Annotated in this window: 22 protein-coding genes; 14 read left to right on the top strand and 8 right to left on the bottom strand. The window is 63.3% G+C overall.

Features of this window, described 5'->3' with window-relative positions:
• Window positions 1-478: 478 nt before the first annotated feature.
• Entirely contained in the window at window positions 479-1363 is an 885-nt protein-coding gene (locus ACMDCR_RS05695; RefSeq protein WP_413991589.1) for a hypothetical protein, read from the top strand.
• A 186-nt stretch (window positions 1364-1549) separates the two neighbouring features.
• On the opposite strand, the gene pheT is transcribed toward ACMDCR_RS05695, so the two are convergent.
• Together pheT and ACMDCR_RS05705 are read right to left on the bottom strand one after the other, a co-directional pair.
• The gene (gene pheT / locus ACMDCR_RS05700; protein ID WP_413991590.1) at window positions 1550-3964 is read right to left on the bottom strand and encodes a phenylalanine--tRNA ligase subunit beta; all 2415 of its coding nucleotides are present in this window, start codon (window positions 3962-3964) and stop codon (window positions 1550-1552) included.
• Window positions 3965-4045: 81 nt separating this feature from the next.
• Window positions 4046-4942, bottom strand: a complete 897-nt coding sequence (locus tag ACMDCR_RS05705; protein WP_413991591.1) for a LysR family transcriptional regulator — start codon at window positions 4940-4942, stop codon at window positions 4046-4048.
• 129 nt (window positions 4943-5071) lie between these two features.
• On the opposite strand from ACMDCR_RS05705, the gene ACMDCR_RS05710 reads away from it, so the two are divergent.
• From ACMDCR_RS05710 to nudC, 6 genes are all read left to right on the top strand, one after another.
• Window positions 5072-5353 (top strand): type II toxin-antitoxin system ParD family antitoxin, encoded by a 282-nt coding sequence (locus ACMDCR_RS05710; RefSeq protein WP_413991592.1) that lies wholly within the window; start codon window positions 5072-5074, stop codon window positions 5351-5353.
• Window positions 5354-5355: 2 nt separating this feature from the next.
• Complete coding sequence (locus tag ACMDCR_RS05715; protein WP_413991593.1) at window positions 5356-5514, top strand: type II toxin-antitoxin system RelE/ParE family toxin; 159 nt, start codon at window positions 5356-5358, stop codon at window positions 5512-5514.
• A gap of 270 nt (window positions 5515-5784) precedes the next feature.
• A complete protein-coding gene (locus ACMDCR_RS05720) occupies window positions 5785-6069 on the top strand; it encodes a hypothetical protein (protein WP_413991594.1) in 285 nt (94 codons plus the stop codon).
• Between the two features lie 299 nt (window positions 6070-6368).
• A complete protein-coding gene (gene pyc / locus ACMDCR_RS05725; protein WP_413991595.1) occupies window positions 6369-9830 on the top strand; it encodes a pyruvate carboxylase in 3462 nt (1153 codons plus the stop codon).
• A gap of 221 nt (window positions 9831-10051) precedes the next feature.
• Window positions 10052-10468, top strand: coding sequence for an HIT family protein (locus ACMDCR_RS05730; protein ID WP_413991596.1), 417 nt, complete (start codon window positions 10052-10054; stop codon window positions 10466-10468).
• Between the two features lie 8 nt (window positions 10469-10476).
• Window positions 10477-11433, top strand: a complete 957-nt coding sequence (gene nudC / locus ACMDCR_RS05735) for an NAD(+) diphosphatase (RefSeq protein ID WP_413991597.1) — start codon at window positions 10477-10479, stop codon at window positions 11431-11433.
• Window positions 11434-11560: 127 nt separating this feature from the next.
• On the opposite strand, the gene ACMDCR_RS05740 is transcribed toward nudC, so the two are convergent.
• Window positions 11561-12409, bottom strand: a complete 849-nt coding sequence (locus ACMDCR_RS05740) for a prephenate dehydratase (protein ID WP_413991598.1) — start codon at window positions 12407-12409, stop codon at window positions 11561-11563.
• Window positions 12410-12420: 11 nt separating this feature from the next.
• A complete protein-coding gene (locus tag ACMDCR_RS05745; protein WP_413991599.1) occupies window positions 12421-13161 on the bottom strand; it encodes a 3-deoxy-manno-octulosonate cytidylyltransferase in 741 nt (246 codons plus the stop codon).
• 215 nt (window positions 13162-13376) lie between these two features.
• Between ACMDCR_RS05745 and ACMDCR_RS05750 the strand changes: the two genes are divergently transcribed.
• Window positions 13377-13928 carry a c-type cytochrome gene (locus tag ACMDCR_RS05750; RefSeq protein ID WP_413991600.1) on the top strand — a complete coding sequence of 184 codons (552 nt, stop codon included), beginning with the start codon at window positions 13377-13379 and terminating at the stop codon, window positions 13926-13928.
• Window positions 13929-14121: 193 nt separating this feature from the next.
• A complete protein-coding gene (locus ACMDCR_RS05755; protein WP_413991601.1) occupies window positions 14122-14856 on the top strand; it encodes a DUF1868 domain-containing protein in 735 nt (244 codons plus the stop codon).
• A gap of 100 nt (window positions 14857-14956) precedes the next feature.
• Here ACMDCR_RS05755 and ACMDCR_RS05760 read toward each other — a convergent pair whose 3' ends face one another.
• From ACMDCR_RS05760 to ACMDCR_RS05770, 3 genes are all read right to left on the bottom strand, one after another.
• The gene (locus tag ACMDCR_RS05760; RefSeq protein ID WP_413991602.1) at window positions 14957-15493 is read right to left on the bottom strand and encodes a thioesterase family protein; all 537 of its coding nucleotides are present in this window, start codon (window positions 15491-15493) and stop codon (window positions 14957-14959) included.
• Between the two features lie 99 nt (window positions 15494-15592).
• Window positions 15593-16474 carry a 3-keto-5-aminohexanoate cleavage protein gene (locus ACMDCR_RS05765; protein ID WP_413991603.1) on the bottom strand — a complete coding sequence of 294 codons (882 nt, stop codon included), beginning with the start codon at window positions 16472-16474 and terminating at the stop codon, window positions 15593-15595.
• 207 nt (window positions 16475-16681) lie between these two features.
• Window positions 16682-17581 (bottom strand): sugar phosphate isomerase/epimerase family protein, encoded by a 900-nt coding sequence (locus ACMDCR_RS05770; protein ID WP_413991604.1) that lies wholly within the window; start codon window positions 17579-17581, stop codon window positions 16682-16684.
• A gap of 233 nt (window positions 17582-17814) precedes the next feature.
• Here ACMDCR_RS05770 and ACMDCR_RS05775 point away from each other — a divergent pair, with 233 nt between their 5' ends.
• The 3 genes from ACMDCR_RS05775 to ACMDCR_RS05785 all read left to right on the top strand — a co-directional run bounded on the left by ACMDCR_RS05775 (window position 17815) and on the right by ACMDCR_RS05785 (window position 23921).
• Window positions 17815-19158, top strand: coding sequence for a polyhydroxyalkanoate depolymerase (locus tag ACMDCR_RS05775; protein ID WP_413991605.1), 1344 nt, complete (start codon window positions 17815-17817; stop codon window positions 19156-19158).
• A gap of 209 nt (window positions 19159-19367) precedes the next feature.
• Window positions 19368-22154, top strand: a complete 2787-nt coding sequence (locus tag ACMDCR_RS05780; RefSeq protein ID WP_413993545.1) for a M16 family metallopeptidase — start codon at window positions 19368-19370, stop codon at window positions 22152-22154.
• A gap of 105 nt (window positions 22155-22259) precedes the next feature.
• A complete protein-coding gene (locus tag ACMDCR_RS05785) occupies window positions 22260-23921 on the top strand; it encodes a tetratricopeptide repeat-containing sulfotransferase family protein (protein ID WP_413991606.1) in 1662 nt (553 codons plus the stop codon).
• A gap of 37 nt (window positions 23922-23958) precedes the next feature.
• Here the strand turns inward: ACMDCR_RS05785 and ACMDCR_RS05790 are convergent, their stop codons facing one another.
• Window positions 23959-24318: a winged helix-turn-helix domain-containing protein gene (locus ACMDCR_RS05790; protein WP_413991607.1), complete on the bottom strand. Its 360-nt coding sequence runs from the start codon at window positions 24316-24318 to the stop codon at window positions 23959-23961.
• 158 nt (window positions 24319-24476) lie between these two features.
• Between ACMDCR_RS05790 and modB the strand changes: the two genes are divergently transcribed.
• Together modB and ACMDCR_RS05800 are read left to right on the top strand one after the other, a co-directional pair.
• Window positions 24477-25178 (top strand): molybdate ABC transporter permease subunit, encoded by a 702-nt coding sequence (gene modB / locus ACMDCR_RS05795; RefSeq protein WP_413991608.1) that lies wholly within the window; start codon window positions 24477-24479, stop codon window positions 25176-25178.
• Window positions 25179-25334: 156 nt separating this feature from the next.
• Complete coding sequence (locus ACMDCR_RS05800) at window positions 25335-26969, top strand: ABC transporter ATP-binding protein (protein WP_413991609.1); 1635 nt, start codon at window positions 25335-25337, stop codon at window positions 26967-26969.
• Window positions 26970-26993 lie beyond the last annotated feature (24 nt).

Genomic DNA, 26993 nt, shown 5'->3' on the forward strand with positions numbered 1-26993 from the left:
AGGACTTGAAGTCAAGTCAGTTTGATCGCTTCCTGTTTTTCGTTTCGAGGGCGAACAATCGGCTCTTTGCCCTTGAGAAAACATATAGTAGTCCTTTATCTCTCTGGCTACTTCTTCAAAAGAACGGCGCCATGCCGATCAGTTTTGCAAGACAATTTGGAAATTATTGAATTCTATAACAATTCTAAACAATATTATTTGGCAGGATTATCGATATATATCAGCATAATTAGACGGAATGGGTAGGACATCACTACGCATTGTCGTAAAGGAATGTTGCTGTTCATTTTCAAATTGCGTGCTAAGAACCAGGTATGTGTGGCCTCATAGCCACAGCCAGAGCTAAAGCCCGGCCAATTCGGGTTTCTATGTGGCTTATCCATATACCTCCGCTTGCGGAATCGCGCATCCGGAGGATTGACTAAACGTAATCGGACTCTACCAAGAGATGTACAGAGACTGTTGTTACGACCGATCCATGAGAACATCGTTGCCTGAAGTTCAATCGTCGATCTATGCGGATGCCCAGATGTTAAGGGCGCATCCAGAGTTCAAAAACGCGCGGAATGTCTTTGCTAGACGCTACGTCGCTGTCCTCAAGAACAGCAAGCTGTTGACCCATATGGCAACGGATGAGGTGCGACAGGTCGTGGGTGTCTATGTGCTGGATCGCCATTTCTCCTACGCCTCGGGCGATCCCTCTTCGGGTGTGACGGTCTCCGACGTGCAGGCATTCTGCGCAAGCCTCGAATTGGCCGGGCACAACCGGATCGGCACGTTGCTCAATCTGCTTCGTCAGGCCGGCTATCTGCACCAGCGCAAGGAGGCGCATGACCGGCGCATCAAGAGGCTGGAGGTGACACACGCCGCGATTGCCACCAGCAAGCGGCTGCTGACACCGCCGCTGATTGCCTTATCGCTTCTGGAAGAAGTCAGCGATGCAATTTCGCAAATGGAGGCGAATGATACGCTGCTTGCCGGCATATCCCAGTTCTTGAGCCGGTATTTCCTCACGCATGGGTCGCTCGTCGACCTGATTCCGGACATCCGTCTCTTCATGTCCCGCAATGCCGGCTATGAGATCTTGCTGAAGCTGGTCTCGACCGACCGGCCTGGCGAGGTGCGGGCAGATCGCACGGTTCATTTCCACTATGGCGCCACGGCGGATTACTTTGGCGTCTCGCGCGTGCATGTGCGGCGTCTTCTGGAGGATGCCGAGGCCGCGGGCTATGTATCGCTGCACGCGCCCGGAGGGCGGGCGGTGGAGGTCCATCCCTCCTTGGCAGAACTGGTGGACCGGTTCGTCGCCCTCCAGTTGGCGCTGCTGCTGGAAGGGGTAAAGCACAGCCTGAACCTGGCCTGAGAGAATCAGCACGGGCCGATCAGGCATAAGTGCTCACTTTGCGGCTCAGCAGCGGAGCCAGGAGCAGTCATTGCGAGCTTGCAATGAGAGTGTTTCTGCCGCCCTGATGGAAACCAAGGCCAGTCAGAGAATTTCGCTTCCCCCGACTCGACATCCTGTCGATGCCACGGGGGAAGCCTGCACGTCTCAGCGCAGGGTCGCGCCGGTCTTCCTGCCGACCTCGGTAACGATCTTGCCGGCGACAGCTTCGATCTCGGCATCGGTAAGAGTGCGATCCAGAGGCTGCAGCACGACCTCGACGGCGACCGACTTCTGGCCCTCTCCGACGCCCTTGCCCTCATAGACATCAAAGATCGAGACACCCGAGATCAGCTTCTTATCGACGCCCTGCGCCGTTTTGATGATGTCGGCGGCGCGTACCTTGCGGTCGACCAAGAAGGCGAAGTCGCGCGTTACCGGCTGGAAGGCCGAGACATTGAGCACGCCACGCGACTTGGTAGCCTTGGGCTTGGACACCGGAATCGCATCGAGGATGATCTCGAAGGCCGCGACGGGGCCATCGGCGTCGAGCGCCTCGAGGGCACCGGGGTGCAATTCGCCAAACCAGCCGATGACGTTCTGGGGCCCAAGCTGGATCGTGCCCGAGCGCCCGGGATGATACCAGGAGGGGGCACCCGGCACGATCTGGAAGCTCGCCACTGGCGCGCCAAGGGCGGCGAGCAGGCTGAGCGCATCTTCCTTGGCATCGAACACGCTAACGGGCTGCGGCGCCGCCGACCAGTGCCGGCCAGAGCCTGCAGGGCGGGCGAGACCGCGACGGATGCCCGAAGCGGCGATCTTCTGGTCTTCAGGACGGTCGCCGCGGAAGATCTGGCCGACCTCGAACAGCGCGACGTCGGCGATGCCGCGATCGGCATTGCGCTGGCCGCCCGCGATCAGGCCCGGCAGCAGGCTGGGGCGCATGTCGGAGAGATCGGCGGCAATGGGGTTGGCGAGGGCGAGCGCCGGCTGGCCGCCTCCGAAGCGCTCGGCCTGGTCCTTGGCGATGAAGGACCAGGTCACGGCCTCCATCAGCCCGCGCGCGGCGAGGCTGCGCTTGGCGAGGCGGGTGCGCTTCTGCAGCACGGTAAGCACCGGCAGCGGCACATGGGCGGCGCGCGGCAGCGGCGTGACCGGGATGGTATCGACGCCGACGATGCGCATCACCTCCTCGACGAGATCTGCCTTGCCCTCGATATCGGGGCGCCAGCTCGGCGCCGTCACCGCCAGCGCGTCAGGCTTGCGGATGACGCCGAAGCCGAGGCGTTCCAGGATGTCGGCGCAGACCTCGAGGCTGGTGTCGAGGCCGGTCAGCCTGGCAACCTCGCCCGCCGGCAGGTCGATGATCTCCGCAGCCGGGAGGGGATCGCTCACGACGAACATCTCGGTCGGCTTCCCGCCGCACAGATCCATCACTAGTTGCGTGGCGAGATCGGCGCCGGGTACCATGAATTCTGGATCGACGCCTCGTTCGAAGCGGTAGCGCGCATCGGTATTGATGCCGAGCGCGCGGCCGGTGCGGGCAATGTTGAGCGGCTCCCAAAGCGCCGATTCGATCAGCACGTCGGTGGTACCGGCATCGCAGCCCGAATGCTCGCCGCCCATTACGCCGGCGATCGAGTCGAGGGCCTCTTCGTCGGCGATCACGCACATCGTGTCGTTGAGCGTGTAGGGGCGGCCGTCCAGGGCGAGGATCATCTCGCCGTCCCGGGCGCGGCGCACGGTGAGGTTGCCCTTGACCTTGGCGGCATCGAAGACATGCAAGGGACGGCCGCGGTCGAAGGTGATGTAGTTGGTGATGTCGACCAGAGCGTTGATCGGGCGCAGGCCGATGGCACTGAGGCGGCGCTGCATCCAGGCGGGTGATGAGCCGTTCTTGACGCCGCGCACCAGGCGCAGGGCAAAACCGGGGCACAGCGAGGGCGTGTCGCCGAAATCAAGCGCCACGCTCACCGGGCAGGGGCCTTCGCCGGCGATCGAGGGCACGGCTGGCGTCTTCAGTGTACCGAGGCCGGCGGCGGCAAGATCGCGGGCAATGCCGACCACGCCCGTGCAATCCGGGCGGTTCGGCGTAAGATTGACATCGATGATGGGGTCGTTGACCCCGGCATAGTCGGCATAGGGCATGCCGACGGGTGCGTCCGCGGGCAGGTCGATGATACCGTCATGGTCGTTGGAGAGTTCGAGCTCGAATTCCGAGCAGAGCATGCCGCGGCTCTCGACCCCACGCACGGGCGCGATGGCGAGCGTGATGTTCTTGGCCGGAATATAGGTGCCGGGCGGAGAGAACACCGACTTCATGCCCGTGCGGGCATTGGGGGCGCCGCAGACCACCTGCACGGGCTCGCCCTTACCGGCATCGACCATGCACACCTTCAGCTTGTCGGCATTGGGATGCTGCTCGGCCGAGATGACATAGGCGACGGAAAAGCCGGCCAGCCGCTTGGCGGGATCCTCCACCCCTTCGACCTCGAGGCCGATGCGGGTGAGGGTGGCGACGATCTCGTCGAGCGAAGCCTCGGTTTCGAGGTGGTCCTTGAGCCAGGAAAGCGTGAACTTCATTGCAGCGGCCTAGTCATTCTGATTTGGGCCATGCCGATAGCGCGTTGAGCGGGAAGATGCAAAGATTCTGGGCTCGTAGCTTCAATCCGCCCGCCCGTCCGCCGCAAAGCGCTTGGCTTCCGCGATCAGCGCGGCCACCAGCGGCGTCTGCGTCTCGCGCCGGGGGGTGATCAGGCCCACCATATGCTTCACCGCCGGCTCGACGATCGGAATCGAGCGTACCTTCTGGCCGACGCCCTGCCGCTCCACCAGGATCGAGGGCATCACGCTCGACCAGCGGCCGGTGCGCACATGCGAGAGCAGGACCTGCATGGAATTGGACTCGAGTGTCGGCGTCGCGGCGGAGCCGGCACTGCGCAGCAATTGGTCGATGATGCGCCTGTTCTGCATGTCCCGCGTCAGCAGGCAGAGCGGCACATGGCTGAGCTCGGCCCAGCTTACCGTCTCATGCCCACCCAATTCGCTGTCGGCCGAGGTCAACAGGCAATAGCTCTCCTGATAGAGTTCGATGGCGGAGACCTTACCCAGCGGCTCGTTGTCGAGATAGGTGATGCCGGCGTCGATGGCGAGATTGTCGAGTTCCTGCTGCACGTCGATCGAGGTGCGCGACAGGATGGTGAAGGTCACGTTGGGATGGCGGGCGCGATAAGGAGTCGTCAGCGAGGCCACCATCGATAGCGCCGTGGGAATGACGGAGATGGTGAGATGCCCGGTGAGGCCGCGCTTGAGCGCCGCCACCTCCTGGCGCATGGCGCGGCTGTCTCCGACGATGCGCCGCGCCCATTCCAGCACCTTCTCGCCCTCGGGCGTGAAACCCTGGAAGCGCGAGCCGCGCGAGACCAGGAGGACGCCGAGTTCGCCCTCCAGTTGCTTGATGCCGGCAGAGAGCGTGGGCTGCGTCACCCCGCAGATTTCTGCGGCCCGTCCGAAATGGTGCTCGCGGGAGAGGGCAATGAGGAACTCGAACTTGTCGATCATGGGGGCAAGTTAGCGTGGCGAAGTGCCGGTGTCCAAACCCACGAAGCGATGCAATCGCCTGTTCGCGCAACCTGAGCACTGTGATAGTGTTCTATCCCATGGAATCCTACTGGCCAGAACGGAGCTGCGATGAGAAGTACCCAGCAGTTCAGTGTGACCCTGCCGAATGAGATGGCACAAATGGTGAAGAAGAAGGTGGCGTCGGGTGAATATGCCAGCGAAAGCGAGGTGATTCGTGAGGGGCTGCGTGCGTTGCAGGCGCGCGAAACTGCCTTGGAGCGTTGGCTCCAGACGGAAGCCGTGGCTGCCTATGACGCCGCCATGAAAGACCCATCGCGTGTCGTCAGCGGAGCTGAGGCACGCGCGATCATGAAAGCTTTCCGTGAGCGCATGAGTAAGGAACGTCGGTAATCGTGCGTGTTGACTATTCTCCTGAAGCGATCGGTCAACTACAAGATCTCGAGCGGAAGATTGCATTGGCAGGCAGCCCGATGGCAGCAGCCAGATTTGTCGATGAAATTTTCAATTATTGCGATGGATTTGCAACTTTCCCAAAGCGAGGTCCGGCGTGACGATCTTCGCCCCGGAATGCGGGTCATCGGTTTCAAGCGTCGGGTGACCGTCACTTCTCGGTTCATGAGCATGCCATATTGATTCTTGGCATTTTTTATGGTGGCCAGGACTACGAGGCTACCTATCTCTCGGACGATCCCGCCTGACGCTCGTCGAGCACGTCTGGCATACCCGTGCCTAATCGCACGGAAGTAATCACTGCCCTGGGGCAAAGTCTTCCCATCGATCAAGCGCAAGCCCGCGCAAAGACAGAGAGATGGAAGACGACGATGTTCAAGAAGATCCTGACGGGTACTCTGGTTGCTGCCACGCTGGCTGGCGCTGCTGTTGCTACCACCGGAACCGCCGAAGCCCGCTATGGCCGCAACGGCGCCTTCGCCGCCGGCGCCGGCATCGGCCTGATCGGCGGCCTGCTCGCCGGCGCCGCCTACAGCAACAGCTATGGCTATTACGACGATTATCGCCCGGTCTATTATCGCCGCTGCTACATCGAGCGCCGCCAGGTTTCCGACTACTACGGCTGGCACTGGGAGCGGGTGAAGGTTTGCTACTAAAACGTTCGGGCTACCGGACCTGCACCCCGACACCAGCCCGGTAGTTTCGTAGGAAGCCCCGCTCCGGCGGGGCTTCTGACGTTTGCTGGGAGCGCGGACGTCCGCTCTTGAAATTATGGCTCACCAAGAAGAGACGAGGCGGTTGAAGAATGCGCAAGCCTCTCTCAGAGACCGGACCGGTTCAAGAGCGGACGAGGACGTCCGCGCTCCCAGCAAAGTCCGCGCTCCCAGCAAAGCATTTGCATCCCCTTCGCATTGCAACATAAAGTCGGACACTCTCCTCCAGAATGCGAGTGTCCATGCGTCCGCCCTTCCGCCGCCTGCTCGTCGCCAATCGTTCCGAGATCGCCATCCGCGTCTTCCGCGCCGCCACCGAACTCGGCATCTCGACCATCGCTATCTATGCGGAGGAGGACAAGCTCTCCCTCCACCGGTTCAAGGCGGATGAGGCCTACCAGATCGGCAAGGGAAAGGGACCGGTGGAGGCCTATCTCTCCATCGAGGAGGTAATCCGCGTCGCCAAGGAGGCGAAGGCGGATGCGATTCATCCCGGCTACGGCCTGCTCTCCGAGAGCCCCGAATTTGCCGAGGCCTGCGCGGGGGCCGGCATCGTCTTCATCGGGCCGAGCCCGCAGACGCTGCGCACCCTCGGCAACAAGGTCGACGCGCGTAACCTTGCCATCTCCGTCGGCGTGCCGGTGATGCCGGCGACCGAGCCGCTGCCCGACGATCCCGAGGCGATCAAGGCGGCGGCGCTGGCTGTCGGCTATCCGGTGATGCTCAAGGCGTCCTGGGGCGGCGGCGGGCGTGGTATGCGGCCGATCGAGAGCGAGGACAAGCTGCTCGACGCTGTCTTCACCGCCAAGCGCGAGGCCAAGGCCGCCTTCGGCAAGGACGAGGTCTATCTCGAAAAGCTGGTGCGGCGGGCGCGCCATGTCGAGGTGCAGATCCTCGGTGACAATGTGGGCACGCTCGTGCATCTGTTCGAGCGCGACTGCTCGATCCAGCGCCGCAACCAGAAGGTGATCGAGCGCGCGCCCGCGCCCTATCTCGACGAGGCGACCCGCCAGGAACTTTGCGCGGCCGCCCTCAAGATCGGCCGCGGCACCGATTATTCCGGCGCCGGCACGGTCGAGTTCCTGATGGATGCGGATACCGGCAAGTTCTACTTCATCGAGGTCAATCCTCGCGTCCAGGTCGAGCATACGGTGACCGAGGTCGTTACCGATCTCGATATCGTCAAGGCGCAGATCCGCATCGCCGAGGGCGGCCGCATCGGCGTCATCGGTAAGGACGGCGCCTATGAGACGGGCATCCCGCCGCAATCCGAGATCTTCATGCGCGGCCATGCGCTGCAATGCCGCCTGACCACCGAGAATCCCGAGAACAACTTCATCCCGGACTACGGCCGCATCACCGCCTATCGCGGGGCCATGGGGTTCGGCATCCGAATCGATGGCGGCACGGCCTATTCGGGCGCCGTAGTGACGCGCTGGTACGATCCCCTGCTCGAAAAGGTCACGGCCTGGGCGTCGACGCCGCAGGAGGCCATCGCTCGCATGACGCGGGCGCTGCGCGAGTACCGCATCCGCGGTGTCGCCACCAACCTGCCCTTCCTTGAGGCGGTGCTGGCGCATCCGAAATTCCGCAACAACCAATATACGACGCGTTTCATCGACGAGACGCCGGAGCTCTTCCAGTTCGCCAAGCGCCGGGACCGCGCCACCAAGCTCCTGACCTATATCGCCGACGTCACTGTTAACGGCCATCCCGAAGCGCGTGGCCGTGCCAGGCCCCCGGCCGAGGCCCGTACGCCCGTGGCGCCCGTGTTCGAGGGCAAGCCCTATTCGGGCACAAGGCAACTTTTCGATACGCTCGGCCCCGAAAAATTCGCGCAATGGATGAAGGAACAGAAGAGCGTCCTCATCACCGACACCACCATGCGCGACGGCCACCAGTCGCTGCTGGCGACGCGCGTGCGCACGTATGACATCGCCGGCATCGCCGCGGCCTATGCCGCGGGCCTGCCGCAGCTCCTCTCGCTGGAATGCTGGGGCGGCGCCACCTTCGACGTCGCCATGCGCTTCCTCACCGAGGATCCCTGGGAGCGCCTGGCGCTGATCCGCGAGCGAACCCCCAACATCCTCACCCAGATGCTGCTGCGCGGCGCCAATGGCGTGGGCTACACCAATTATCCCGACAATGTCGTGCAGCTCTTCGTCAAGCAGGCGGCCGGGGCCGGCATGGACCTTTTCCGCATCTTCGACTGCCTCAACTGGGTCGAGAACATGCGGGTCTCCATCGACGCCGTGCTCGAAGCGGGCAAGCTGGCGGAAGGCGCGATCTGCTACACCGCCGACATCTTCGATGCCTCGCGCCCGAAATACGACCTTGCCTACTATGTAAAGATGGCGCGCGAATTGGAAAAGGCCGGCTGCCACATCCTGGCGATCAAGGACATGGCGGGCCTCTTGAAGCCCGCCCAGGCGCGCAAGCTCGTCAGCGAGCTCAAGCAGGAGATCGGCCTGCCGATCCACCTGCACACGCACGATACCTCCGGCATTGCCGGCGCCACCGTGCTGGCTGCCATCGATGCGGGCGTCGATGCCGTCGATGCCGCCATGGACGCTATGTCCGGCACCACGTCGCAGGCCTGCCTCGGCTCGATCGTCGAGGCGCTGCGGCATTCCGAGCGCGATCCCGGCCTCGACCAGGAGGCCATCCGCCAGATCTCCTTCTATTGGGAGGCCGTGCGCACGCAATACACCGCCTTTGAGAGCGACCTGAAGGCGGGCGCCTCCGAGGTCTATCTGCACGAGATGCCCGGCGGCCAGTTCACCAATCTCAAGGAGCAGGCGCGCTCGCTCGGCCTGGAGACACGCTGGCACGAGGTGGCAAAGGCCTACCGCACGGCGAACGACATGTTTGGCGACATCGTCAAGGTCACGCCCTCCTCCAAGGTGGTGGGCGACATGGCGCTGATGATGGTGGCGCAGGGCCTGAGCGCCGCCGAGGTGGAGGATCCTGCCCGCGAGGTGGCCTTTCCGGCTTCGGTCGTCGAGATGATGCATGGCGATCTCGGCCAGCCCGAGGGCGGCTGGCCGGCCGCCCTGCAGAAGAAGGTGCTGAAGGACGTGGCGCCGATCAGCGTGCGGCCTGGTTCGCTCCTGCCGCCAGCCGATATTTCCGCCCTGAAAGCGGAAGCGGAGAAGAAGATCGGCCGCGAGGTCGAGGGCAACGAGATTTCGTCCTATCTTATGTATCCCAAGGTCTTCACCGACTATGCCCATGCCCTGCGCAAATATGGCCCGGTCTCGGTGCTGCCGACGCCGACCTATTTCTATGGCATGAAGACGGGCGAGGAACTCTCCATCGAGATCGAGCGCGGCAAGGCGCTGGCCATCCGATTGCAGACCCTTGGCGAGACGGATGAGGAGGGGCAGGTTCGCGTCTTCTTCGAGCTCAACGGCCAGCCGCGCATCATCAAGGTACCCAACCGCCTCGCCGCCGGCAGCGTCAAGGCCCGGCGCAAGGCGGAAGAGGGCAACGAGGCGCATGTCGCCGCGCCCATGCCGGGTGCGATCTCGACAGTGGCTGTGAAGGAAGGCCAGGCGGTGAAGGCGGGCGACGTGCTACTCACCATCGAGGCCATGAAGATGGAAACGGCGCTGCATGCCCCCCATGACGGCAAGGTGGCGGAACTGCTAGTTTCGCCGGGATCGCAGATCGATGCGAAGGATCTGCTGCTGGTGATCGGGTAGCGCGGAATCCACGCCATCATTGCGAGCGCAGCGAAGCAATCCAGGGGCAACAGACACCGCCCTTTGGCTCCTGGATTGCTTCGCTGCGTTCGCAATGACGGCGTTTCCGTCGCCTTTATCGACCAACGTCAGCGCCTACGGATGTCCTGTCTGCTCTTGGAAACACGGCGGTTGAAGGCTAGGAAGAGCGGACGAGACGTCCGCGCCCCCAGGAATCTCCCATGTCCTCCGCCTTTACCCTCCATCCGCAGATCCTCAAGGACAGTATCGGGATTGGCGACCTGCCGCTCTCGCATGTGCGGCTGATGAACGACTCGACCCATCCCTGGTTGCTGCTGATGCCGAAGCGGGCCGACGTGAGCGAGATCATCGACCTCGACGATGCCGACCGGGTGCAACTCATGGCTGAGATCGCACAGGTTTGCCAGGTGTTGAAGGCGCTGACCGGCTGTGACAAGCTCAATGTCGCTTCCCTTGGCAATCTCGTGCCGCAGCTCCATGTTCACGTCATCGCGCGGTTCCGGGGCGACGCCGCCTGGCCGAAGCCGGTCTGGGGGCAGCTACCGGCTGTCGCTTATTCGATGGATGCCGCAACCAATTTAATTAGCCAGCTTCGTACAAAGCTTTCGATATCCTGAAAAAAGTCATGACATTGCACACATTGTTCGATCGTTCCGCCGCCATCGGCTATTCCGTCAATCCGCTGGATCGGGTCTCCGGGCAGCGCGAAGATGCCAGCTTCATTGCCGAAAAGCTCGCACATTCCTCCAGTCGCTTCCTGGCTTTCGCGGGCGATACGCCATTGCTGCGATTGCGGGAGGGCACGCATGAGGCGCTTTTCGACCGGGAAGAGATCGAATCCTTCAAGGATAGCCGGCAAAGCGTATTCCTCGGCCTGCAGCCCGATGGCGGTGCCGTCTTCGCCTGGGCTTTCGACAAGGCGCTGACCGACGAGTTGGCCTGGCGAAGCGATATCGAGGCGGTGGACTTGCGGTCCCTCGCCATGCGCGGCCTCGTGGCGCCCGGCATTCTGGGTGAGCTCGCGACGGCCAAGGAGGTACTCGACTGGCACCAGCGCCACCGTTTCTGCGCCAATTGCGGGCATGAGACGAGGGCAACAAGCGGCGGCTGGCGGCGCGACTGCCCCAATTGCTCGACTCAGCATTTCCCGCGGGTCGATCCGGTGGTGATCATGCTGGCCATCGATGGCGACCGCTGCCTCATGGGTCGGCAGACCCGCTTTCCCGAAAGGATGTACTCGGCCCTTGCCGGCTTCCTCGAGCCCGGCGAGACCATCGAGGACGCGGTGCGCCGCGAGATTCACGAGGAATCGGGCATCGCCTGTTCCCATGTGCGCTACTTCGCTTCGCAGCCCTGGCCCTTCCCCTCATCGCTGATGATCGGCTGCTTCGCACGAGCCCTGGGCGCCGACATCACCGTCGATATCAAGGAACTGGAAGACGCGCGCTGGTTCACGCGAGCAGAGGTGATCGAGATGCTGGCCGAAAGCCACCCCGAGGGCTTCAACGCCCCCAAGCCGCTGGCGATCGCGCATCATTTGCTCAAGGAGTTCGCGGAAAAGGGCGGCGCGGTGGTGGCGTAGGGTTCCCGGGATCGCAGGCATCCTTGCCTGCTCCTGGAAACGAGGTGCTCGCCGGAAGGGCACACCAATCTCGGGCCATACCTGGACGGTGGAAGAGCAGGCTGGAAGCCTGCGATCCCAGGGCGCCTCACTCCGCCGGCGGCTGGTGATCGTCCCGGTCCAGACTCGCCGGGAACACGCCGAAGATGCGCATCTTCGTCGAGAAGAAGCCCAGCTCCTCCAGCGCGCGCTTGAGGTGCTTCTCCTCGGGATGGCCGTCCACCTCGGCGTAGAACTGCGTGGCCGAGAAATGGCCGCCGACCATGTAGCTTTCGAGCTTGGTCATGTTGATGCCGTTGGTGGCGAAGCCGCCCATCGCCTTGTAGAGGGCGGCCGGCAGGTTGCGCACCGTGAAGATCAGCGAGGTCACCGTCGGACCCTGTCCCGCAGGCACCCATTCCGGGTCCTTGGAGAGGATGACGAAACGGGTGGTGTTGTGCGGCTCGTCCTCGACATCGGCCTGCAGGATGGTGAGGCCGTAGATCTCGGCGGCGAGCGGGGAGGCGAGGGCTGCCCTGGTTGGATCTGCCCAATCACGCACGAGGCGGGCGGCGCCGGCGGTGTCGCTCTCGGTCACCGGCTTGAGGCCGAGCTTCCGCATGTTGTTGCGGCACTGGCCGAGTGCCTGCGGATGGCTGTGCACGGTGCGCAGGGTGTCGAAATTGGCGCCGGGCACCGCCATCAGCTGGTGGTGGATGGGCAGGAAGTATTCGCCGATGATGTGGAGGTCCGAGGTCGGCAGGAGATAGTGGATGTCGGCCACGCGCCCCGCCACCGAATTCTCGATCGGGATCATGGCGAGATCCGCCTCGCCGGAGGACACGGCGTTGAAAGCATCCTCGAAGGTCGGGCAGGGCAGCGGCTCGGCCTCCGGATAGACGTTCACGCAGGCGATATGGGAATTGGCGCCAGGTTCACCCTGGAACGCGACTTTCATCTGGGACGCGGTCATACGATACGGCTTTCGAGGATCTTGCGGGCACGTTCGAGCTCTTCCTGCGTGTCGACGCCGAGCGGGACGCCCTCCACCACCGCGGCATCGATGCGCATGCCGGCTTCGAGCGCGCGCAGCTGTTCGAGCTTTTCGCGCTGTTCCAGCGTCGAGGGCGGCAGGCTGACGAAGCGCTGCAGCGCTGCCCGGCGATATGCATAGAGGCCGATATGATGATAGAGCGGGCCCTCGCCCCAGGGTGCGGTGGCCCGGGTGAAATAGAGCGCGCGCAGGAGGCCCGGCTCGATCGGCGTACCCACCACCTTCACGACGGCGGAGTTGGTCTTCTCCTCCTCGCGCCGGATCACCGCAGCGAGGGTGGCGATATCCACAGCCTTGTTGGCGAGCGGGCCGAATACCGCGCGGATCGATTCCGGCTCGATGGTGGGCAGGTCGCCCTGCACATTGATAATGATGTCGTGACGCCCGTCCGGATCGAGCGTCATCATCGCCTCATGGATGCGGTCTGAGCCCGAGGGATGGTCGCTCCGAGTCATCACCGCCTCGCCGCCTGCGGCCCTGACGACATCGGCGATCTCGGTGGTATCGGTGGCGACGGCAACCCGGCCTAAACGCGAATCGCAGGCCCGGCGCCAGACATGCACGATCATCGCTTCGCCGCCGATGAGGGCGAGCGGCTTGTTGGGCAGGCGCGTCGAGGCCAGGCGAGAGGGAATGAGAATGAGGGGATTGGACAAGGCGTTCCAGCTCGGAGGAGGCCGCCTCTTGTAGCGGGGCGGCGAAAAGTAGCAAGTGCGCGCGATTTATACGAGTTGCAAACTACCGGTCAAACCGGATAGACGAACCTGTGGGGTTTGTCGCGTGACATGCGCGCCACAGGCGCGCGTGTGCGAGGCGTAAAAATTGGCAGCGTTCGCCGCAAGCCAAGGGTGTTTTCTAGTTGGAGCCGGGGATGAGCTCGTCGTCGTTTGAACTGAACAAGATTGCCGGTGCGGTTCTCGGCACTCTGATGCTCTCCTTGGGTCTCGGCATCGTCTCCGGGGAATATTTCAAGTCGGAAAAGCCTGCCAAGGCGGGCTATGAACTGCCAGACGCGGCGCCAGCCGCAGCCGGAGCCCCCGCCGCCGCACAGGATCCGCCGCTGGCTGAAGTGCTTGCCAAGGCCTCGGCCGAGCGTGGCGCTGCCATCTTCAAGAAGTGCGGCGCCTGCCATACCGACGACAAGGGCGGCAAGAACGGCGTCGGCCCCAATCTGTTCGGTGTGATCGGCGGCCCGAAGGGTCACAAGGACGACTTCGCCTATTCGGACGCCGTGAAGGCGCTGCATGACAAGGGTGAGACCTGGTCGGCCGACGATTTCTATCACTTCATCAAGGGGCCGCAGGCCTTCATCAAGGGCACCAAGATGACCTTCGTGGGCCTGCCCAAGCCGCAAGACCGCGCCGACGTGCTGCTCTATCTCAATTCGCAGAGCGACAAGCCGATCGACCTGCCGAAGTCCTGAGGCTTCGCATTTTTCACATGTTTCAAAGCCGGGCCGTCGCGCCCGGCTTTTGTTTTTGAAACGGGCTTCACGGCTCCAGTCAATTACGCAATGTACGCAATATCTCTCATCGCCGGAGGCCGTATCGCTTCATCGAGAGGTCAAGGGAGGCGGCTAGCTTGCCTCCCTCCGTGTTCTATCGTCAGAGAGAGACATGTCGACCGCTTCCATCAAGCCTTCCCTCCAGCAATTCGCCGCCAGCACCAATCGCTCCAGGCCGCGCCATCTCGGCACGCGCTATGACCGGCAGGGCCGTTTCCTGCCCGAGCCCGGCAATACGGTGGTCTGCCATGTCGTGCCCGACACGGCCACCGAGCGGGCCCTGGTGGCGGTGCGCGAGCGCCTGATGGCGATGCCGGATGCGGGCAGCCTTGCCTTCACGCCGGTCGCCAGCCTGCACATGACCCTGTTCCAGGGCATCATCGAATACAGGCGCCATTGGCCCTATTGGCCGCAGGATCAGCTCGCCAGCACGTCGATCGATGTCATGACGCGACTCTATCGCGAGCGACTGGCGGACTTCCGGCCCCCGGTGCCGTTCAAGGTGCATGCTGTGGACGTGACGCCGACCGAGGTGGTGCTCGAGGGCGCAACCCCCGAGGACAGGAACCTGCTCGGGGCCTGGCGCGACGGGCTTGCCGAGGTATTCGGCTATCGCCATCCCGATCATGAGCGCTATCGCTTCCACGTCACCCTGTCCTACCCGGTGGAATGGTTGGCGGATGGGCGCCTGGAGGACTGGCAGAGTGTGCTGGACGAAAGCCTCGCCCTGCTTCAGCGCGAGGCGCCTGTGCTGGAACTGCGCCCGCCGGCTTTCTGCAGCTTCAGCGACATGGAGCATTTCGAGGAATTGCTGGTACTGGAGGGCAGGGAGGCATTGCAGGCGTAGCGAAGGGCGAGGAGGGCGCGCCAAACGCGGAGTGGCAGTCTTCGACTGCCATCTTCCCTCCGTACTGAGACGCTTCGTTCCTAATAATGGCGATCCCGCGCTACTTCTTCCTCAGCCCGAGTGGCACACCCACCGTGGGGGGCACAGGCAGGGCGGCGTGGGCAGCGGCGATGGCTGCGATACGCTCGGCGAGATCAGGCGGGAAGGGCGAGGAGCGGCCTGCCTGCATGTCGACATGGACGAGGATCTGCTCGGCGGTGGCCAGCACGTTGCCGTCAGCCTCGTTCATCATGGCATGGAAAATGTGCAGGCGCTTGGCGTCGTGGTCGATGAGTTGCAGCGTCAGCGCCAGGGGATCGCCGATATGGGCCTCGCGCCGGTTATGGATGCGCGTTTCCATGGTGTAGATCGACTGGCCCGCTGCCCGATAGGCTTCGTCGATGCCAATATAGCGGAAGAAGCAGTCGGAGGAATCGCCGAAGACCAGCAGGAAGGCGCTCTCGGTCATATGGTCGTTGTAGTCGGTCCAGGCCTCGGTCACCGGCGTGCGGTGGAAGGCCAGCGGGGCCGGGATCGGCCTTGACCAATCCCAGCCTGCAAAGGGCTTGCCTTCATTGGGCGCGGTGACGCGGTTCATTACATCCTGTCCCCCGGGTGCGCGGACGTCTCGTCCGCACTCTTGGAAGCGTCCATCGTCGAAGAAGAAGCGGACAAGATGTCCGCGCACCCGGGAATCCTACTTCTGCTTCTTGAGGCCGAGCTTGTCGCGGGCTTCGGCCGGTGTCAGGGCGCGGCCGCCGAGGCGCTCGACGACTTCCCTGGCTCGCATGGTCAGCAATTCATTGCTGGCATGCACGCCGCGATCGAGCCAGATATTGTCTTCGAGGCCCACGCGCACATTGCCGCCCAGCAGCATCGACTGCGCCACGAAGGGCATCTGCATGCGGCCGATGGCAAAGGCCGCCCAGTTGGCGCCTGCCGGCAAATGATTGCGCATGGCGACCATGGTCTCGGTGGTGGCTTCGGCGCCCCAGGGAATGCCGAGGCAGAGCTGGAACATCGGCGGAGCATCGATCAGGCCGCGCTTGATCAGGTCCTTGGCAAGCCAGATATGGCCAAGCTCGAAGCACTCGATCTCGGGCTTGACGCCCACGGCCTGGATGCGCTCGGCCATCTCGCGCAAGAGGTCGCCCGTGGCCATGAATAGACCGTCACCGAAATTCAGCGAGCCGCAATCGAGCGTGCAGATCTCCGGGCGCAGTTCCTCGACATGGGCCACGCGCTCTGCGGCATTCGCCATGTCGGTGCCATGGCCGCCGGTGCGCGGGTTCTGCGGATCGAAGAAGAAGTCGCCGCCCATGCCGGCGGTGAGGTTGATGACGACGTCGACGCCCGAATCACGGATACGCGCTACCGCCTCGCGATAGTACTCGAGCTTGCGCCCGGCCTTGCCCGTCTCCGGATCGCGGACATGCAGATGGGCGATGGCCGCGCCGGCCTTGGCCGCCTCGATGGCCGAGTCGGCGATCTGCTTGGGCGTAACGGGGATGGCGGGGTGCCTGCCGACGGTATCGCCGGCCCCGGTGATGGCACAGGAAATGATGACGTCGGTATTCACGGGGGCTTCCTCCCAGGCAACCTAAGGAGGGTTGCCGACGGGGGCGATGTTAGGGCAGGCCGGCCGGTGAACATGGCCCGCCGCGACAGAGATGATGCCGAATGCGACAGCCTTCCTGGGATCGCAGGCATCCTTGCCTGCTCTTCCTTTCTAATGAACGCGGCGGTTCCAGGAGCAGGCAAGGATGCCGGCGATCCCAGGGGCGCCTCAGCCCTTTGTCTTCAGCTTCCCCAAAAACCCCTTTGCATAGTCCAGCGCCTCATGCCGGTCCCGCCAGAATCGCGTGTTGAGTTCGTGAATGCCTATCAGATCCGCCGGGAATTCGCACTCAGCCGCAATGGCGTCCCAGGGCACCGAGCCCCAACCTTGCGGCAGATGCAGGTCGCCGAAACCGAAGGCATTGGCCTCGGCGCTGGCATAGACCCAGGGCAGATCGGGCTGGCCGAAGGAATCGTGCAGATGCAGATGCGTGGCGAAGGGGGCCAGGGCTTTCGCTTCCTTGAGGAAATCATAGCCATACTGGCTGGCGTGGATCAGGCCGTGGCTGAAATCGAAGGTGGCCCGCACATGGGGGTGATCGATCAGCGACAATTCCTCGGCGAGGCGCGCGATGGTCGGCGTGGCGGCGTAGGGGCCGAAATCGAACAGGTTCTCGACACAGAGCGTCACCTTGTGCCCGGCGGCGAAATCGCCGGCGCGATGCAGAAAATCCCGCTGGCGTCCGGCGGCATTCTCGGCGTCGTGCCGCTCGTCGGGCTTCATCATGCCGGCATGGATGACCAGGTGCGGGGCACCGATCCGGGCGCAGATTTCGACGAAGGCCCTGGTCGTGTCGAGGAAGCGCGGCAGGTGGGCCGCCGGTCCCATGAAATTGATCGAGAGCGGGCCGTGCACGGTGTAGCCGAAAGGCCTGCCGCGGCAGAGCTGCTCGAACTCGGCCACGCGCCCAGCAATCGGCTTTCCAGCGAGGACGAGGTCATAGCAATAGGCGGGGATCTCGACATGGCCGATCGGCAGGTCCGCCATCTCGTCGAGCGTTCCGGCGAAATCGGAAAGGTCGGGCTTGCCTTCCCTTGAAGCAATTCCGAGGGCGGTCTGGGCGGGCATATCGGTCTTCCTGTGAAGTTGGCGCCAGCTTAGGCAATTTTGCCGGCGCAGCCACGGTGAGTCGGGATTTTCTGCACGAGGAAGCATCACGAGAGTTTGTTGCGCCGCAATAATGCTGCTATGACAAATAAGTGACGGACATCTTGCGACGCAGGACTGGGCGCGCCAATTTGTCAGACATGACGGACTGAGCATTCCTTTCTGGTGGCGCGATGTTTGAAGAATTTCGAAACATGTTTGGCATGGGTGTGGTCTCGGCGCCGGTTTATGCGCTCTATGAGGCGACACATGCCGCGTTAGGGCCCACTCGTGCCTTTTCCGACGCGACGCGGGCCTTTTTTGAGAATCCCGGCAACCCGTTCTCCAGCACTCCCTGGGGCAAGTCGGTCGCGGCGGCATGCGAGGTGTTCGAGCGGGTGACGCGCCGCTATGGCAAGCCCGCCTTCGGCATACAGGACGTGCTGGTGGGCGGCGAACGTGTTGCGGTGCACGAAGACATCGTCTGGCAGAGGCCCTTCTGCAACCTCATCCACTTCTCGCGCTCGATCCGCGCCGGCCGCCGCCCGGATCCCAAGCTCCTGATCGTGGCGCCGATGTCCGGCCATTACGCCACCCTGCTGCGTGGCACGGTGGAGGCCTTCCTGCCCAATCACGAGGTCTATGTCACCGACTGGGTCGATGCCCGCATGGTGCCGGTGACTGATGGACGCTTCGACCTCGACGACTATATCGACTATGTCATCTCCATGCTGCACGCGCTCGGCCCCGATACGCACGTGATCGGCGTCTGCCAGCCCTCCGTTCCGGTGATGGCCGCCGTCTCGCTGATGGAAGCCAAGAAGGATCCCTATACGCCGCTGACCATGACCCTGATGGGCGGACCGATCGACACCCGCCTGTCGCCGACCAAGGTCAACGATGTCGCCGTCGACAAGGGGGTCGACTGGTTTCGCTCCAACGTCATCACCAAGGTTCCGTTCCCCCATCCCGGCTTCATGCGCGATGTCTATCCAGGCTTCCTGCAGTTGACTGGCTTCATGACCATGAACCTCAACCGTCATTTCGATGCGCACAAGACCCTCTATTTCGACCTTGTCCGCGGCGATGGCGATAGCGCGCAGAAGCACCGCGAATTCTATGACGAATATCTCTCCGTGATGGATCTCACGGCCGAATTCTACCTGCAGACCGTCGACACGGTGTTCGTCAAATACGCCCTCGCCAAGGGCGAGATGACCCATCGCGGCAAGCCGGTCGATCCCGGCGCCATCCGCAATGTCGCGCTCTTCACGATCGAGGGCGAAAATGACGACATCACCGGCCACGGCCAGACACAGGCGGCCCATGGGCTGTGCGTGAACCTGCCGCTGGACAAGAAGGCGCATTATACCCAGGCCGGCGTCGGCCATTACGGCGTGTTCAACGGTTCGCGCTTCCGCTCCGAGATCGCGCCGCGCATCGCCGATTTCATCCGCTCCAACCTCGGCAACCGCAAGGCGCCGGAGAAGGAGACAAGCCAGCTCATTTCGCTTGACGCCAAGCGCGGTAGCACGCCGGTCCGCACGCCACAGGCGTAACATTTTGGTGTCCCGCAAGTAATTGTGGCATCCGGCCCCAATCCGGGCTGATTTGTCATGCAAGCGCGATGATGCGATGAGTGGTCGGTTGCCGCTTCGTTGCGCACTGCCCCTCAACGCCGCACCCCGAGATCCGCTTGCCCCCTATTTCTTTCCGCCTTTCCGCCCTGTCCCGGCTTCTCGCGGCGACGGCGCTCGCAGTCGTCTTCATGGGAGCGACGCTTCCGGCCCGCGCCGAGGCTCCGAGCGTGTCCTGGCCGCAGACCGCCAGCGACCTGCAGGCCGAATCGGGCATTCGCTTCGGTACGCTTTCCAACGGCATGCGTTTCGCCGTCATGCACAACGCCACGCCCGCGGGGCAGGCGGCGATCCGCTTCCGAATCGGTTCGGGGTCGCTGGAGGAGGACGACAGCCAGCAGGGCCTGGCGCATTTCCTCGAACACATGGCGTTCAAGGGCTCGACCCACGTCGCCGAGGGCGAGATGGTGCGCATCCTGCAGCGCAAGGGGCTCGCCTTTGGCCCGGATACCAATGCGCACACCTCCTATGACGAGACGGTCTATGCGCTGGACCTTCCCGAGGTCGATGCCGAGACGGTGTCCACCGGCCTGATGCTGATGCGCGAGACCGCGAGCGAGCTGAAGCTCGACGCCGGCGCCTTCGACCGCGAGCGCGGCGTCATCCTCTCCGAGGAGCGGCTGCGCGACACGCCGCAATATCGTGGCATGATCGGCCTCATCAACGTGCTGCTGGCCGGCCTGCGGGTGCCCCAGCGCCCGCCCATCGGCAAGACCGACATCATCTCCCATGCGCCCGTCGACCTCGTGCGGGACTATTACCGGGCCAATTACCGGCCTGATCGCGCCACCCTCATGGTGGTGGGCGATGTCGATCCGGACGCGATCGAGGCCGAGATCCGCCAGCGCTTCGATGACTGGAAGCCGGCCGGCCCGGTCAAGCCGGAGCCCGATGTCGGCGCGTTGAAGCAGCAGGGACCAGGGACCGATGTCGTGACGGTGCCAGGCGCCTCCACTCGCGTGCAGGTCGCCTGGACGCGCCCCTATGACGCTTCGGCCGACAATTTCGCCAAGCGGCGGGCACAGACCATCGAGGATATCGGCCTTTCCGTGCTGAAGCGCCGCGTCGGCGCCATGGCGCGACGGGCCAACGCGCCCTTCATCAGTGCCGAGGTCGCTTCTCAGGATCTCTACGATTCCGCCCGCATCGCCCTGATCGCCGCCGACAGCGAGCCGGGCAAATGGCAGACGGCGCTCGCCGCCATCGACCAGGAGCAGCGCCGCATCGCCCAGTTCGGCGTGGAACAGGCCGAAATCGACCGCGAGATACTGGAATATCGCTCGCTCCTGCAGGCGGCGGCCGGCGGCGCGGCGACGCGCACGAGCACCGATATCGCCAATACGCTGGCGCAGAGCGTCGACGACAACAAGGTTTTCACCTCGCCGGCCGACGACCTCGCTCTGTTCGAGCGCATGGTAAAGGGGCTGACGGCTGAGGAGGTCAACCAGGCGCTGCACACTGTCTTCTCGGGCAACGGGCCACGCCTGGTGCTGCAGACGGCGCAGGCACCGGAAGGCGGCGCCGATGCCGTGGCCAAGGCCTATGCCGCTTCCCGCGCCGTGCCGGTGACGGCCCCGCCCAAGGCGGTCGCGGCCGTCTGGCCCTACATCCATTTCGGCAATCCCGGCACCGTGGTCGAGCGGCGCGGCGCCGACGATCTCGGCGTCACCATGGTTCGCTTTGCCAATGACGTGCGCCTCAACGTCAAGCCGACCAAGCTGCGCGCCAACGAGGTGCTGGTGCGCGTCGATATCGGCCATGGTCGGCTCGACCTGCCCAAGGATCGACCGCTGTCGACCTGGACTGCGCAAGCCGTCGAGCTTTCCGGGCTGAAGGGCATCGACTACGAGGATATGCAGAAGGCACTGGCGGCCAATGTCGCCAGTATCGACTTCTCCCTCGAGGACGCCTCCTTCAAGTTCGAGGGGCGCACCAGGCCGGAGGATCTGGCGACGCAGCTTCAGGTGCTGGCCGCCTACAGCTCGGACCCCGCCTATCGGCCGGAAGTCTTTGCACGCCTCCAGCAGGCCTATCTCAACAATCTCGATCAATATGCGGCGACGCCGAGCAGTGTCGTCAGTCGCGACTTCCAGGGCCTGGTGCACGCTGACGACCCGCGCTGGGCCTTTCCGGACCGCGAGCAGCTGCTGGCGACCAAGCCTGGCGATTTCGAGGCGCTGTTCCACGATCCCATCACCAGGGGAGCGATCGAAGTGACCGTTGTCGGCGATGTCACGGCCGACGATGCGATACGCCTGGTTTCGCAGACCTTCGGTGCCTTGCCGGCTCGCCCGGACGGGGCGAGCGTGAACGCCGTCGTCCAATTTCCGCCGCCGGTCACCCAGCCTGTGCTGCGGACCCATACGGGCCGTGCCGACAATGCTGCTGCCGTGATGGCGGTGCCGGTAGGCGACATGCTGTCAGACCTGCCTCGCGCCTTTGCCGTCGACCTCGCCGGCCAGATTTTCGAGAACCGGCTGATCGACCAGTTCCGCATTGCCGAGGGCGCCACCTACAGCCCGCAGGGCGACGTCTCCCTGTCGAAGTCAATCCCCGGTTATGGCTTCGCCTACGCCTATGTCGAGACGACGCCGGCCAAGGTCGACCGCTTCTTTGCCCTGGTCGACAAGATCGCGACCGATCTTGCCGCGACCGATGTTTCGCCGGATGAACTGGCACGCGCCAGGGAGCCGACGATCGAGACTGTGAAGCACCAGCAGGAAGGCAATGAATACTGGCTGCAGAATCTGCGCGGCGTCCAAACCGATCCGCGCCGTCTCGATCTGATCCGTCAGAACCTCACCGGGTACGAAAAGGTCACGGCGCAGGACATCCGCACCATCGCGGCGACCTATTTCAGACCCGAGAAGTTCTGGAAATTCGAGGTCCTGCCGTCGAGCGTGGCAGCGGTCAGATAGGCTCGAAGGACCTCGTGAGGAAATGGAAGGCTGGCGATCAGCTCTGACGCCACCATGTTCCGGAGCAAAGCGCGTTCAGGTGTAGACGCTGCTTTGCTCTGACTTTTGTTTCGACGCGTCTTCGCCAAAAAGTCGATATTTCGTAGCATTTCTTATCTCGGCGGACATAAGCAGGAAATATTTTGGCGTCAGTTTCGTATTTTACTGAAAATACGAGATACTATGAATATAAATCTATTGTACAATAGAGCCGTCGATTTATACGGGCACAATAATTTCGAAGAATCGGATCGTATTTGCCGAAATATTTTAAAGGAAGATTCGCTTCATTTCGGATGCCTGCATCTGTTGTCGTCAATATGCTTTCTCACAGGTAGATTCGATGACGCGCTGTGCTATGCCACATCTGCATTGCAGCTCCAGCCAGACAATACGGCAGTTCTACTGGGAGCCGCGCAGCTGCTCGCCCTGCGGGGGCGCGAAACAGAGGCATTGGAGATCTACGCCAGGATTTTGACACTCCAGCCGGATCACCATGAGGCCTTCAACGGTCGAGGCATCCTGCTCGGCCATCTGAGGCGGCCTATCGACGCGCTGGCGGATTTTACCAGGGCGATTGCGATAAAGCCCGACTTTGCCGATCCGCATTTCAATACGGGCCGGATATCCGAACAGTTCGGCGAATTCGAGCTGGCCCTGCGTTCCTATCGGGCTGCCGTCAGGCTGAATCCGACGCGTGGCTCATTTTTTAATGCACTGGCCGAATGCGGGTATCGCGCCGTCGATGCGGCGCAGATGCATGCTGTGGAAGCGGTGTTGACCCCCTCTCGGCGGCCGGGCATCGAGGACAGGATAGGCCTGCATTTCGGGCTGGCGAAGGCCTATGAGGATCATGAGCACTATGATCGGTCCTTTGAGCACCTCGCTGCAGGCAATGCGCTCAAGAGGAAGACCCTTCACTATGACGAGGCTTCCGAGCTGAGCCTGTTCGAGCGAACTGCAGCCGCTTTCGACATGGAGACGATGGGCCGTCGCGTGGGCCCCGTGGCCTCTTCACCGGATGGGCCGATATTCATCGTCGGCATGCCCCGGTCGGGTTCCAGCCTTGTCGAGGCGATCCTTGCGAGTCATTCGCGGGTCTTCGCCGCTGGTGAAGTCGGTTTCCTCGAGAAGGCCATCAACGAGTTCGGTGCCTTGGGCAGCCTGGCGAAGGATCCCGAGCGCCTGTCAGCGCTATCCGAGCTTGAGCTGCGGGAGATTGGCGAGCGATACCTTGGCATCATGCGTGATGCCAGCCCCCGCGGGAAACGCCCAGTCGACAAATTGCCGATCAACTTTCGCCATATCGGCCTGATCCACAAAGCACTGCCGGATGCCCGCATCATTCATACCTGCCGCGACCCGCTCGACACCTGCCTGTCCTGCTTCTTTCGCCTCTTTGCAAACGCAAATCAGCCATTCAGCTACGATCTTGCGGAGCTCGGGCGCTACTATCGCGGCTATGAGCGTCTCATGGCCCATTGGCGTTCGGTGCTGCCGGGCCAGATCATCGTGGACCTTCGATATGAGGACCTGGTGAGCGACCTGCCGGGAGAGGTTCGCCGGTTGCTCGCCCATTGCGGACTCGCGTGGGAGCCCAATTGCCTGGAGTTTCACAAGACCCATCGGCAGGTGCGCACTGACAGCCGCGTCCACAAGCCCATCTATCGCACATCCATCGGGCGTTGGCGCAACTATGAGGCCTTCCTGGCACCGCTGCAGCAATGAACGCATGTGCACAGTGCCGAGGCCTGCGCTCGTCGGTTCATGCCCTGGCGTTGTTGCCGGTGGTGGGCAGCACGCCCATGAAGGCCTGCTCCGCCAGCCGCGCCGTCTCGGCCTCCAGCGAGCGATAGGCCGCCAGCAGCCGCTCGCCGAAGGCCGTCAACCGGGCTCCGCCGCCATTGACCCCGCCGGCCGAGGTTTCGATGGCCGGTTGCGCGAACATGGTGTTGACGGAGTCGAGCAGCACCCAGGCCCGGCGATAGGACATGCCGAGTTGCCGTCCTGCGGCCGAAATCGAGCCGGTGCGGGCCACCGCCTCCAGGAGGTTCATCTTGCCAGGGCCGAGCCTGGCGTCTTCGGCAAAGGTGAGCTTGAGGCTGACGAGGGGCTGGCCGGACATATTCTGGCTCCGTGATCGGGAAGGGGCCCACAGGCCGCATCATGATTGCGATTGCCGGCGAAGCGCCCTATTCAACAGGATATAACGAATTGGCGCGAAGGCATAACCCATGATGGGCCCCAAGGCGCTTTGCCGGCTGAAAGCGTCCGGGAGGGGCGATGGATCTGCTGTCGCCTGAGGAATGGATCGCTCTGCACCTGAGCCTCGAGATCGCCGGTCTCGCCACCCTGATTTCGCTGCCTTTTGCCATCGCGGCCGCCTGGGTCCTGGCGCGCTGCCACTTCCCGGGCAAGGCACTATTCGACAGTTTCGTGCATCTGCCGCTGGTGCTGCCGCCGGTCGTGACCGGCTACATCCTGCTGGTTCTGCTGGGCCGTAACGGGGTTATCGGCTCGTTCCTGCTGCAGCATTTCAACATCGTCTTCGCCTTCCGCTGGACCGGGGCGGCGATAGCCTGCGCGGTGATGGGCTTTCCCCTGATGGTACGTGCGATCCGGCTTGCCATCGAAGCCGTCGATCCCCGGCTCGAAGCGGCGGCAGGCACGCTCGGCGCCAATCCCTTCCTCACTTTCCTCGCGGTGACGCTGCCGCTGACGGCGCCCGGCATCATTGCCGGCATGGTGCTGGCCTTCGCCAAGGCGCTCGGTGAATTCGGCGCGACCATCACCTTCGTTTCCAATATTCCGGGCGAGACGCAGACCCTGTCGACCGCCATCTACAGCGCGCTGCAGGATCCCAATGGCGACAGCACCGTGGTGCGCCTGACGCTGGTGTCGATTCTGCTTGCCATGGCGGCGCTGGTCGCCTCCGAGGCTTTGGCCCGGCGGGCACGGATCAAGATAGGGCAGGCGAAGGTGTGAAGACTTCCTGGGATCGCGGGCTTCCAGCCTGCTCTTGGAAACCAGGCTCTTGCCAACAAGGAAGAAGCAGGCTGGAAGCCTGCGATCCCGGGAAGATGCCGCGCTTCCAGCGAGAATCCGATTCATTTGGCCACGATTCTGGGTTAGGCCTTGGCGATGGCCTCCTCCGCACCGCTTCTCGACGTCCGCGATCTCTCCGTCGCCTTCAGCAATGACGGCAACAAGGTCGTCGCCGTCGACCACGTCTCCTTCAGCCTCGACAAGGGAGAGACCCTGGCGCTGGTGGGCGAGTCTGGGTCAGGCAAGTCGGTTACGGCGCTTTCCATCGTGCAGCTCCTGAATTATCCGGCCGCCTCCCATCCTTCTGGAGAGATTCTGTTCAGGGGGCAGAACCTGCTGGGCGCCTCGGAAGACAGGATGCGCAAGGTGCGTGGCGCCGACATCACCATGGTGTTCCAGGAGCCGATGACTTCGCTGAACCCGCTGCATACGATCGAGCGGCAGATCGGGGAGATCCTCGACATCCACCAGGGCCTCTCCGGACAGAAGGCCCGCAAGCGCACGCTGGAACTTCTGCGCCAGGTCGGTATCCGCGATCCCGAGAGCCGGCTCGGCGCCTTCCCGCACCAGCTTTCCGGCGGCCAGCGCCAACGCGTGATGATCGCCATGGCGCTTGCCAACGATCCCGACCTCCTGATAGCCGACGAGCCGACCACGGCGCTCGATGTCACCGTGCAGGCGCAGATCCTGAAGCTTCTCAAGGAGCTGCAGGCCCGGAGCGGCATGGCCATGCTGTTCATCACCCATGATCTCGGCATCGTGCGCAAGCTCGCCGACAGGGTCTGCGTGATGCTGAAGGGCAAGATCGTCGACCAAGGCCCGACGAAGGATGTCTTCGCCAATCCGACCAGCGACTATACCAGGCGCCTGCTCGCCGCCGAGCCCAAGGGCCGGCCCACGCCCTTCGATCCCGATGCCCGCACCATCGTCTCCACCGACGAGTTGCAGGTATGGTTTCCGATCAAGACGGGGCTGCTGCGGCGCACCGTGGGCCATGTCAAGGCGGTCGACGGCGTCAGCGTGGCGGTGAAGGAAGGCCAGACGCTCGGCGTCGTCGGCGAATCCGGCTCGGGCAAGACGACGCTCGGCCTTGCCATCCTGCGGCTGATCTCCAGCAAGGGGCCGATCGCCTATCTTGGCCGGCCGATCGACGGGCTCGATCGAAAGACGATGAACCCCCTGCGCAAGGAGATGCAGATCGTCTTCCAGGATCCCTATGGCTCACTGTCGCCGCGAATGTCCATCGGGCAGATCGTCGAGGAAGGGCTGCTGGTGCTGGGTTCGCGCATGCGGGCGGAGGAGCGCCGCAGCGCAGTCGCCAAGGCGCTCAGCGATGTCGGCCTCGACCCGGCGGTGATGGACCGCTATCCGCATGAGTTTTCCGGCGGCCAGCGTCAGCGTATCGCCATCGCCCGCGCCATGGTGCTGCAGCCGAAGTTCCTGGTGCTGGACGAGCCGACTTCGGCGCTCGACATGTCGGTGCAGGCCCAGATCGTCGACCTCTTGCAGCAATTGCAGCAGCAGCACAAGCTCGCTTATCTCTTCATCAGCCATGACCTCAAGGTGGTCAAAGCGCTTGCCAATGAGGTGATGGTGATGCAAGCGGGCAAGGTGGTGGAGCACGGGCCCGCCGCCGAGATTTTCGACCACCCCCGCGAGCCCTACACCCAGGCTTTGCTCGCCGCCGCCTTCTCGATCGAGACCGCGCCGACGGGCGTGGTGCACGAGTAGATTCGGCGAGCGGCGGATCCCGAC

The sequence above is a fragment of the Labrys okinawensis genome (assembly GCF_047345005.1).
Lineage (GTDB): Bacteria > Pseudomonadota > Alphaproteobacteria > Rhizobiales > Labraceae > Labrys > Labrys okinawensis.

Bases quoted from the DNA above. Each gene is read 5' to 3' on its own strand.
- nudC (WP_413991597.1), top strand. From the start codon at position 10,477: ATGACATTGCACACATTGTTCGATCGTTCCGCCGCCATCGGCTATTCC.
- ACMDCR_RS05770 (WP_413991604.1), bottom strand. From the start codon at position 17,581: ATGCCCGCCCAGACCGCCCTCGGAATTGCTTCAAGGGAAGGCAAGCCC.
- ACMDCR_RS05775 (WP_413991605.1), top strand. From the start codon at position 17,815: ATGTTTGGCATGGGTGTGGTCTCGGCGCCGGTTTATGCGCTCTATGAG.
- ACMDCR_RS05730 (WP_413991596.1), top strand. From the start codon at position 10,052: ATGTCCTCCGCCTTTACCCTCCATCCGCAGATCCTCAAGGACAGTATC.
- ACMDCR_RS05750 (WP_413991600.1), top strand. From the start codon at position 13,377: ATGAGCTCGTCGTCGTTTGAACTGAACAAGATTGCCGGTGCGGTTCTC.
- ACMDCR_RS05800 (WP_413991609.1), top strand. From the start codon at position 25,335: ATGGCCTCCTCCGCACCGCTTCTCGACGTCCGCGATCTCTCCGTCGCC.
- ACMDCR_RS05705 (WP_413991591.1), bottom strand. From the start codon at position 4,942: ATGATCGACAAGTTCGAGTTCCTCATTGCCCTCTCCCGCGAGCACCAT.
- ACMDCR_RS05695 (WP_413991589.1), top strand. From the start codon at position 479: ATGAGAACATCGTTGCCTGAAGTTCAATCGTCGATCTATGCGGATGCC.
- ACMDCR_RS05755 (WP_413991601.1), top strand. From the start codon at position 14,122: ATGTCGACCGCTTCCATCAAGCCTTCCCTCCAGCAATTCGCCGCCAGC.
- ACMDCR_RS05760 (WP_413991602.1), bottom strand. From the start codon at position 15,493: ATGAACCGCGTCACCGCGCCCAATGAAGGCAAGCCCTTTGCAGGCTGG.
- modB (WP_413991608.1), top strand. From the start codon at position 24,477: ATGGATCTGCTGTCGCCTGAGGAATGGATCGCTCTGCACCTGAGCCTC.
- pyc (WP_413991595.1), top strand. From the start codon at position 6,369: ATGCGTCCGCCCTTCCGCCGCCTGCTCGTCGCCAATCGTTCCGAGATC.
- ACMDCR_RS05790 (WP_413991607.1), bottom strand. From the start codon at position 24,318: ATGTCCGGCCAGCCCCTCGTCAGCCTCAAGCTCACCTTTGCCGAAGAC.
- ACMDCR_RS05740 (WP_413991598.1), bottom strand. From the start codon at position 12,409: ATGAAAGTCGCGTTCCAGGGTGAACCTGGCGCCAATTCCCATATCGCC.
- pheT (WP_413991590.1), bottom strand. From the start codon at position 3,964: ATGAAGTTCACGCTTTCCTGGCTCAAGGACCACCTCGAAACCGAGGCT.
- ACMDCR_RS05710 (WP_413991592.1), top strand. From the start codon at position 5,072: ATGAGAAGTACCCAGCAGTTCAGTGTGACCCTGCCGAATGAGATGGCA.
- ACMDCR_RS05720 (WP_413991594.1), top strand. From the start codon at position 5,785: ATGTTCAAGAAGATCCTGACGGGTACTCTGGTTGCTGCCACGCTGGCT.
- ACMDCR_RS05780 (WP_413993545.1), top strand. From the start codon at position 19,368: ATGGGAGCGACGCTTCCGGCCCGCGCCGAGGCTCCGAGCGTGTCCTGG.